5 protein-coding genes are annotated in these 7,945 nt (G+C 39.7%); all 5 read left to right on the top strand.

Translation table 11 applies throughout. The features are described from left to right. Positions 1-3: 3 nt before the first annotated feature. From leuB to BLS24_RS05220, 5 genes are read left to right on the top strand one after another with little or no spacing between them, the layout of a single operon-like run. The gene (leuB, locus tag BLS24_RS05200; RefSeq protein WP_091756794.1) at positions 4-1,107 is read left to right on the top strand and encodes a 3-isopropylmalate dehydrogenase; all 1,104 of its coding nucleotides are present in this window, start codon (positions 4-6) and stop codon (positions 1,105-1,107) included. Then, on the top strand, positions 1,082-2,776 hold the full coding sequence (locus BLS24_RS05205) for a glycosyltransferase family 39 protein (RefSeq protein WP_091756796.1): 1,695 nt from the start codon (positions 1,082-1,084) through the stop codon (positions 2,774-2,776). Before leuB ends, BLS24_RS05205 begins: the two co-directional genes overlap by 26 nt. A gap of 19 nt (positions 2,777-2,795) precedes the next feature. After that, positions 2,796-4,472, top strand: coding sequence for a dihydroxy-acid dehydratase (gene ilvD, locus BLS24_RS05210; RefSeq protein ID WP_091756818.1), 1,677 nt, complete (start codon positions 2,796-2,798; stop codon positions 4,470-4,472). A gap of 36 nt (positions 4,473-4,508) precedes the next feature. Further along, positions 4,509-6,197, top strand: a complete 1,689-nt coding sequence (gene ilvB / locus BLS24_RS05215) for a biosynthetic-type acetolactate synthase large subunit (RefSeq protein WP_091756798.1) — start codon at positions 4,509-4,511, stop codon at positions 6,195-6,197. Between the two features lie 27 nt (positions 6,198-6,224). After that, a complete protein-coding gene (locus tag BLS24_RS05220; protein WP_091756800.1) occupies positions 6,225-7,739 on the top strand; it encodes a L,D-transpeptidase in 1,515 nt (504 codons plus the stop codon). Positions 7,740-7,945 lie beyond the last annotated feature (206 nt).

Genomic DNA, 7,945 nt, shown 5'->3' on the forward strand with positions numbered 1-7,945 from the left:
GGTATGAGATTAAATATTACTTGCATTGCCGGTGACGGAATTGGACCTGAGATCGTAAGAGAAGCCAAGAAGTGCCTCGATAAGGTCTGTCAGGAATTTGGACATGAGATTGAGTACAAGGATATCTTAATGGGTGGATGTTCTATTGATGCTTATGGCGTACCTCTCACAGATGAAGCTATCAGTATTGCTAAGTCAGCAGATGCTGTTCTTATGGGCTCTATTGGTGGTAATACAAGTACATCTCCTTGGTACAAGCTTGAGCCATCACTTAGACCAGAAGCTGGCCTTTTAAAGCTTCGTAAGGAACTTAATCTTTTTGCAAATCTTAGACCTGCCTACTTGTATCCAGAACTTAAGGATTCATGCCCACTTCGTGAAGAGGCTGCAAATAAGGGCTTTGATATGCTCATTATGCGAGAGCTTACTGGTGGACTTTATTTTGGAGATAGATACACCAAGGAAGTAGATGGTGAAATGGTTGCTACTGACACTTTGACTTATAAAGAAAGTGAGATCAGAAGAATTGCCATCAAAGCCTTTGAAATAGCAAGAAAGCGTAGAAACTCAGTTATAAGCGTTGATAAGGCTAATGTACTTGATTCTTCAAGACTTTGGAGAAAGGTCGTAGAAGAGGTACATAGAGACTACGAGGATGTAACCTTAGAGCATATGCTGGTTGATAACTGTGCTATGCAGCTGGTAAAAGAGCCATCACAGTTCGATGTGGTACTTACTGAGAATATGTTTGGAGATATTCTTTCTGACGAAGCTAGCATGATCACTGGATCAATTGGAATGCTTTCTAGTGCGTCACTTAATGACACTAAGTTTGGACTTTATGAGCCTAGCCATGGTAGTGCACCTGATATTGCAGGCAAAGATATTGCGAATCCTATTGCCACAGTTCTTTCTGCTGCTATGATGCTTAGGTATTCATTTGACCTTGATAAAGAAGCTACTGCAATTGAAGATGCAGTAAAATCAGTTTTGAAGGATGGCTATAGAACAATTGATATAATGCCATCAGAAGATAAAGAAAAATTCACATTGGCTTCATGCCACGAAATGGGAGATCTGCTTGTTAAACGAATCATTTGTAAATAAAAGTGAAAAGAAAATATATGACCTTCTTCCTCATGAACCAGAGACCATGGCTACAACGCTATTTATCTTTGGTATGGCTATCTATTACATTTGGAGGATGTTTGCCATAACACCTCAGTATGATGAGCTTTATACCTATTACACTTTTATTAGCAAGGGTCCTATTTACGGGGCTATTCACTGGCCACTTCCTAATAACCATGTTGGTTATTCTGTATTATCTGGTTTCTTGGATCTTTTTGGAAATTCTTATATTGGTCTTAGGGGAGTATCTTACCTGTGCGCTGTATCTAATCTGATACTGGTCTATAGGATCTGCAAGATGTTCTTCTCACATGGACTTCCTTTTGGAGCTGTTCTTTTATATTCTGGAATGCAGGTTATAAATGAGTACAGTGTTCAGGGAAGAGGTTACACCCTTGCTACTACATGTTTTCTTTTGTCTGTTTATACACTTACCAAGATCTGCAAAAATGGTAGTAAGGGAAGATTCCATTTTATTTCCCTAGCTGCATTTATGGTATTGGGTCTTTATACTGTACCTAGTAGCGTTTACTGGGTTGTTCCAGTTGGACTTTCGGGAGTCATATATCTTTTGATAAATGCATACCGTAGCAGAGACATATACATTAATTTTAAGGACAATATCTATTACAAGAAGCTGAGTAGCCTTGTTATGGCAGGTGTTGGAGCTGCCTTTGTGACCTTTATCCTTTACGGAGTCATCTGGCTTGCTATTGGCTCTAACCTTTTAGTTAAGACTGAAGGCTCAATGTTTTTTGGATGGTCCCATGCTCTTGTATTGGTGCGAGCTCCTATGTCAGCAATGAGAACTGGTATCAACTATATGCTTTCACAGCCTTATATTCAGAGCCTTGCAAAAGATGTTTTTTGGAGCAGGTACTTTGGATGGATATGGAGCCTTTTGGCTTACATGATCCCTGGCATTGAGAATGTTATTACCATATTTATCTTTGTTGGTATTGGATGCATGATCTATGAATGCATCAGACATTTTGAATATAGCAGAACAGTGATCAATCTTATCACTATTGTTAATTTTGCATTTGTATTTGCTATCTTGATTTTCCAGCACAAGCTGCCATACCTTAGAGTTTTTAGCTATATGTGTTTCCTTGTAACTGTATGTGTGTGCAGCGCTCTTGAAAGGCTCATTAACGTATCCATAAGGCTCTATAACAGAGAAAAGAGCGGAAATGTTAATGAGGTGACTGTATCTAAGGAGACAGAAAGAGTACTAAAGCGTGATGCCTGGTATTCAGGAATTGGAGTTTATATTCCGGTTCTTGCGATACTGATCGTATTTCTTTGCAGGTTCTTTAGTCCTAACTTTAGTTGCCAGCTTGGAGAAAGAGAAAATGATGTCTTTAACACGCTTTATATAGCAGATGTTAGAAAGAGAGAGATTCCTGCGGTTCTTGATTGTGAACAGCAGTATCTTCTAAAGTTTGGATGGGATATTGATTGCCAAAAGACTGATGTCTTTGATGCAGACATGGTCATTTTGGATAAAGATATGTTTACACCGGATTATAGCGGCGAAGATTTTTGGAAGTTCTACCAGACCTATGAGACTATTGATTGGAACTACCTAAAAACAATGCACGTGATCTATGAAAACGACAATTTTGTATTATATGTGAAATAGGAGGAGATGAAAAATGGCTATGAATAGTGACAGAGTAATGGAAGGCTTACAGCAGGCACCTCACAGAAGCTTGTTTAATGCCTTAGGATTTACAGAAGAAGAGAGAAGAAAACCACTTATTGGTATCGTGAGTTCATATAATGAGATAGTTCCTGGACACATGAATCTTGATAAGATCACAGAAGCTGTTAAGCTTGCTGTTGCTGAAGCTGGTGGAATGCCAGTTGTTGTTCCTGCTATTGCTGTATGTGACGGAATAGCCATGGGACACATTGGAATGAAGTATTCTCTTGTTACAAGAGACCTTATTGCTGATAGTACAGAGTGTCTTGCTAAGGCACATGCTTTTGATGGTATGGTCTGCATTCCAAACTGTGACAAGAACGTACCTGGTCTTTTGATGGCTGCTGCCAGAGTCAATATCCCTACTGTTTTTGTATCTGGTGGCCCTATGATGGCTGGTAGAGTAGACGGTCACAAGACATCTCTTTCATCTATGTTTGAAGCAGTTGGATCTGTTTCTGCTGGTAAGATGACAAATGAAAAGCTCTGTGAGTATGAGGAAAAAGCTTGTCCTACCTGCGGATCATGTTCAGGCATGTATACAGCTAACTCTATGAACTGCCTTACAGAGACTATTGGTATGGGACTTCCTGGAAATGGAACTATTCCTGCTGTTTATTCTGCTCGTATCAGACTTGCCAAGAAGGCAGGCTATGCAGTTATGAATCTTGTTGAAAAGAACATAAGACCAAAGGATATCATGACAAAGGGCGCATTCATGAACGCTCTTGCTATGGATATGGCTCTTGGTTGCTCTACAAATACAATGCTTCATTTGCCAGCTATTGCTCATGAGGCTGGAGTTGAGATCAACATGGAGATCGCAAATGAAGTATCAAATAAGACTCCAAACCTTTGCCATCTTGCTCCTGCAGGTCCTACATACATGGAAGACCTTAATGAGGCAGGCGGCGTACTTGCTGTTATGTCAGAGCTTGTTAAAAAGGGCCTTCTTGATACATCTCTTTTAACAGTTACAGGAAAAACTATCAAAGAAAACCTTGAGGGCGTTAGAAACTTAAATCCTGAAGTAATAAGACCTATTGAAAATCCTTACATGCAGTCAGGCGGAATTGCTGTACTTAAGGGTAATATTGCACCTGATACAGGTATAGTTAAAAAGTCAGCTGTTGTTCCTGAGATGATGGTTCACGAAGGACCAGCTAGAGTATTTGATTGTGAGGAAGATGCTATCTCTGCTATACTTGGTGGCAAGATCGTAGCAGGCGATGTTGTAGTTATCAGATATGAGGGACCTAAGGGTGGCCCTGGAATGAGAGAGATGCTTAATCCTACATCAGCTATTGCTGGAATGGGACTTGGCTCATCTGTTGCGCTTATTACTGATGGCAGATTCTCAGGAGCAAGTCGCGGTGCTTCTATTGGACACGTTTCTCCAGAAGCAGCTGTAGGCGGACCAATCGCTCTTATTGAAGAAGGCGATATCATCAGCATTGATATTCCAAATAATTCTCTTAATGTTAAGGTTTCAGATGAGGAGCTTAAGGCTAGAAGAGAGAAATGGCAGCCTAGAGAACCTAAGGTTACAACAGGATATCTTGCTAGATATAGAGAGCTTGTAACAAGCGGTAATAGAGGAGCTGTTTTGGAAATCCCTGGAACTTCCAAATAATTTGAATATATAAATTTGTCTGAGGAGTGTGAAAAAATGCAGTTAACGGGTGCACAGATCGTATTGGAATGCCTTAAGGAACAAAAAGTTGATACTGTTTTTGGCTATCCAGGCGGAACAATCTTAAATATCTATGATGAACTTTATAAACAACATGATGATTTTCTTCATATCAGAACTTCACATGAGCAGGGAGCAGCGCACGCAGCAGATGGTTATGCCAGATCAACTGGTAAGGTCGGTGTATGTATGGCTACAAGCGGTCCTGGTTCTACAAACCTTGTAACAGGTATTGCTACAGCATACATGGACTCTGTTCCTATGGTTGCCATTACCTGTAATGTTAACCTTCCTCTTTTGGGAAAAGATTCTTTCCAGGAGGTTGATATTGCTGGTATCACAATGCCTATTACTAAGCATGGCTACATCGTTAAGGATGTAAAAGACCTTGCGCCAACTATTAGAAAGGCTTTTAAGATCGCAAGAACTGGAAGACCTGGTCCTGTACTTGTTGATATCACAAAAGATGTTACAGCTAAGACCTGTGATTACAGAAAAGAAACAATAGCTGATGAAAAGCCAGAAAAGAAGTACACAAGCGATGATATAAATGCAGCTATCAAGATGATCAAAGCTTCAAAGAGACCTTTTATCTATGTTGGCGGCGGAGCAGTTATTTCAGGGGCTTCTGCAGAACTCAAGAAATTTGCTGAACTTGTTGATTCACCTGTTTGCGATACCTTGATGGGTAAGGGCGCTTTTGATGGTACTGACAAGAAATACACAGGAATGATCGGAATGCATGGCACCAAGACTTCTAATTTTGGTGTAAGCGAGTGCGACCTACTTATCACTCTTGGTGCTAGATTCTCAGACAGAGTTACTGGTAATACTAAGACCTTTGCATCTAAAGCCAAGATCTTACAGATCGATATTGATGCAGCCGAGATAAATAAAAATGTAAGAGCCAACTTCTCAATTGTTGGTGACCTTAAGATGGTCCTTGCTGATATAAACAAAAAGCTTGAAAAGGCTGATAAGCTTGATCATAGTGAGTGGCTTAAAAAGATCTATGAAAACAAGAAGAAGTATCCACTTTCATATGAGACAGATAAGCTCACATGTCCTTACATCATAGAAGAGCTTGATAAGCTTACTGATGGCAAGGCTATCATCTCTACTGATGTTGGTCAGCATCAGATGTGGGCTGCTCAGTATTATAAGTTTAGATATCCTAGAACTTTCCTTACTTCTGGCGGACTTGGTACTATGGGCTATGGACTTGGAGCTTGTATAGGCGCCAAGGCTGGTAATAAAGACAAGCTTTGTGTTAATATAGCAGGTGATGGATGCTTTAGAATGAACATGAACGAGCTTGCTACAGCTTCCAAGTATAACCTTCCTATAATTGAGATCGTTATCAACAACAATGTTCTTGGAATGGTTAGACAGTGGCAGACATTGTTCTATGAACAGCATTATTCAGAAACGATCTTTGAAGACAAGGTAGATTACTGTAAGGTTGCCGAAGGTCTTGGCTGTATGGCAATCAAGGTTACCAAGAAATCAGAGGTTTCTGCTGCGCTTAAAAAGGCTATCAAGGCAAATTGTCCTGTAGTCATTGACTGTCATATTGAAGAAGATGACAAAGTATTTCCGATGGTTCCAGCTGGGGCTTCAATAAGTGAGGCATTTGACGCTGGTGATCTTAAGAATAAAAAATAATATAACTTATAATCTGTTGGGGGGATTATGAAAAGTGTGTTAAAGGGTGTATGTATAGGCCTTTCTATTGTGACACTTTTAACTGTGGGCATATACATACTTCTTGGTTTTTACTATATGGATGGATTTCCATGTTTTACCTGGATAAATGGAGTTTATTGTACAGGTAAGAACGTGGAAGAGGTAAACAAAGAGCTGTGCCGCAAATACAGGTACGATGGTATTACTGTCGTAGACAAAAATGGCACTACGCTTTTTGTTTCTTCTGATGAAGTAAATTACCAGATAGACTTTACTGATTCCCTTAATGAATTTCTAGACAAGAAAAATCCCTTCGCGTGGGGATATTATTTCTTTCATAATCCAGTAGCTAGCTTTGAACCGAAAGTAAGCCTTGATTCATCGCTTCTTTCGGGCAAAATAGCTGACTGGGAAATCTTTATGCCTGATTCTGAGCTTGATGTGACACTTATGAGAACAGATGATGGCTATATCCTGCAAAATGATCTTGAAGCAGTTCCGCAGATAGAAGAGATAATTGAATCAGTGTATCTTTCTATGCTTGGAAGAGAAGATGAAGTTCACCTTTATGACATTGAAGGCTGTTATAAGTCTCATAGACTTAATGAAGAGCAGCAAAGGATATATGACCTTTATATGAAGATTGATGCTCTTTGTAACTGCGGCCGTACCTATGATGTTGAAGGCGAGAATTTTGAGGTAACAAAGGCAGTTGTGGTTGATTGGATAGTTACTGATGAAACCTATGAAGAAGCTTCCTTAGAAAAAGAATCTAAGAAGGACCTTGGAAAGGGACTATTTATCATAAATGGTGTAGAGAGTTCTTTTCCTAAAGAGGTGAACTTTGATAATGGAATAGCACTTGATGAAAATGGAGATGTGATCCTTAGCGAAAGTAAGATGTACTCATACTTAAAGAGCATCTCTATGGATCATGGAACTGCCTATTATATGGATAAGTACAGAAATGGCGAGTCCAATAAGATCTACATCAAGGATAACAGTAAGGGTGATGGACTATTATTTGAGATCCAGGGCGAGTTTGGCTCCTTGATAAACGATTATCTTCAGGGAAGCTACCATGAAGCTAGAACTGTGACCTTGGCTCCTTCTGATTCTGTAGTTGAATATGATGCAAGTGAACTTCTTGGAAAGACATACATAGAAGTTAATATGGGAGAGCAGCACCTGTACTATTATGTTAATGGCGAGCTTTCCATGGATATGCCTATAGTTACTGGTAATGTTAATAGATCTAGAGGAACTCCTACAGGAATTTACAATGTTTACAACAAGAGATATCATACTAATCTTGTTGGCGTTGACTATGTTTCTTATGTTAATTACTGGCTTGGAGTTCATAAGGGTGTTGGCATTCACGATGCTACCTGGAGATCTAAGTTTGGAGATGAAATATATAAAAGAGATGGCTCCCATGGATGCATCAATTGTCCATTAGATAGCGTCGAAAAGTTGTGGGAAGTAGTCGAAGTTGGTACTCCTGTGGTACTGTATTATTAAAAAATGTTACCATTCACAGTTTGGGGGTAGCCGCTGGCTGGTTCACTGGGGCCGTGCCCTGCCTCTGCCTAGTTCAGCTAAGTGGGGCCGCCAGCCTGAAGTTTGTTTTTGAGAATCTCTGAGGATTTTTCTATGTTCATGAGCGTTATATTTCTTACTTTAAATTCTGTTTTTGAAACACTGTCTGAGTCTTTGATGCCATTTTT

Source organism: Butyrivibrio sp. INlla18 (assembly GCF_900103635.1).
Classification (GTDB): Bacteria; Bacillota; Clostridia; order Lachnospirales; family Lachnospiraceae; genus Butyrivibrio.

Excerpts from the sequence above, each read along its gene's own strand:
- BLS24_RS05220 (WP_091756800.1), top strand. The coding sequence starts at position 6,225 with ATGAAAAGTGTGTTAAAGGGTGTATGTATAGGCCTTTCTATTGTGACA.
- ilvB (WP_091756798.1), top strand. The coding sequence starts at position 4,509 with ATGCAGTTAACGGGTGCACAGATCGTATTGGAATGCCTTAAGGAACAA.
- ilvD (WP_091756818.1), top strand. The coding sequence starts at position 2,796 with ATGAATAGTGACAGAGTAATGGAAGGCTTACAGCAGGCACCTCACAGA.
- leuB (WP_091756794.1), top strand. The coding sequence starts at position 4 with ATGAGATTAAATATTACTTGCATTGCCGGTGACGGAATTGGACCTGAG.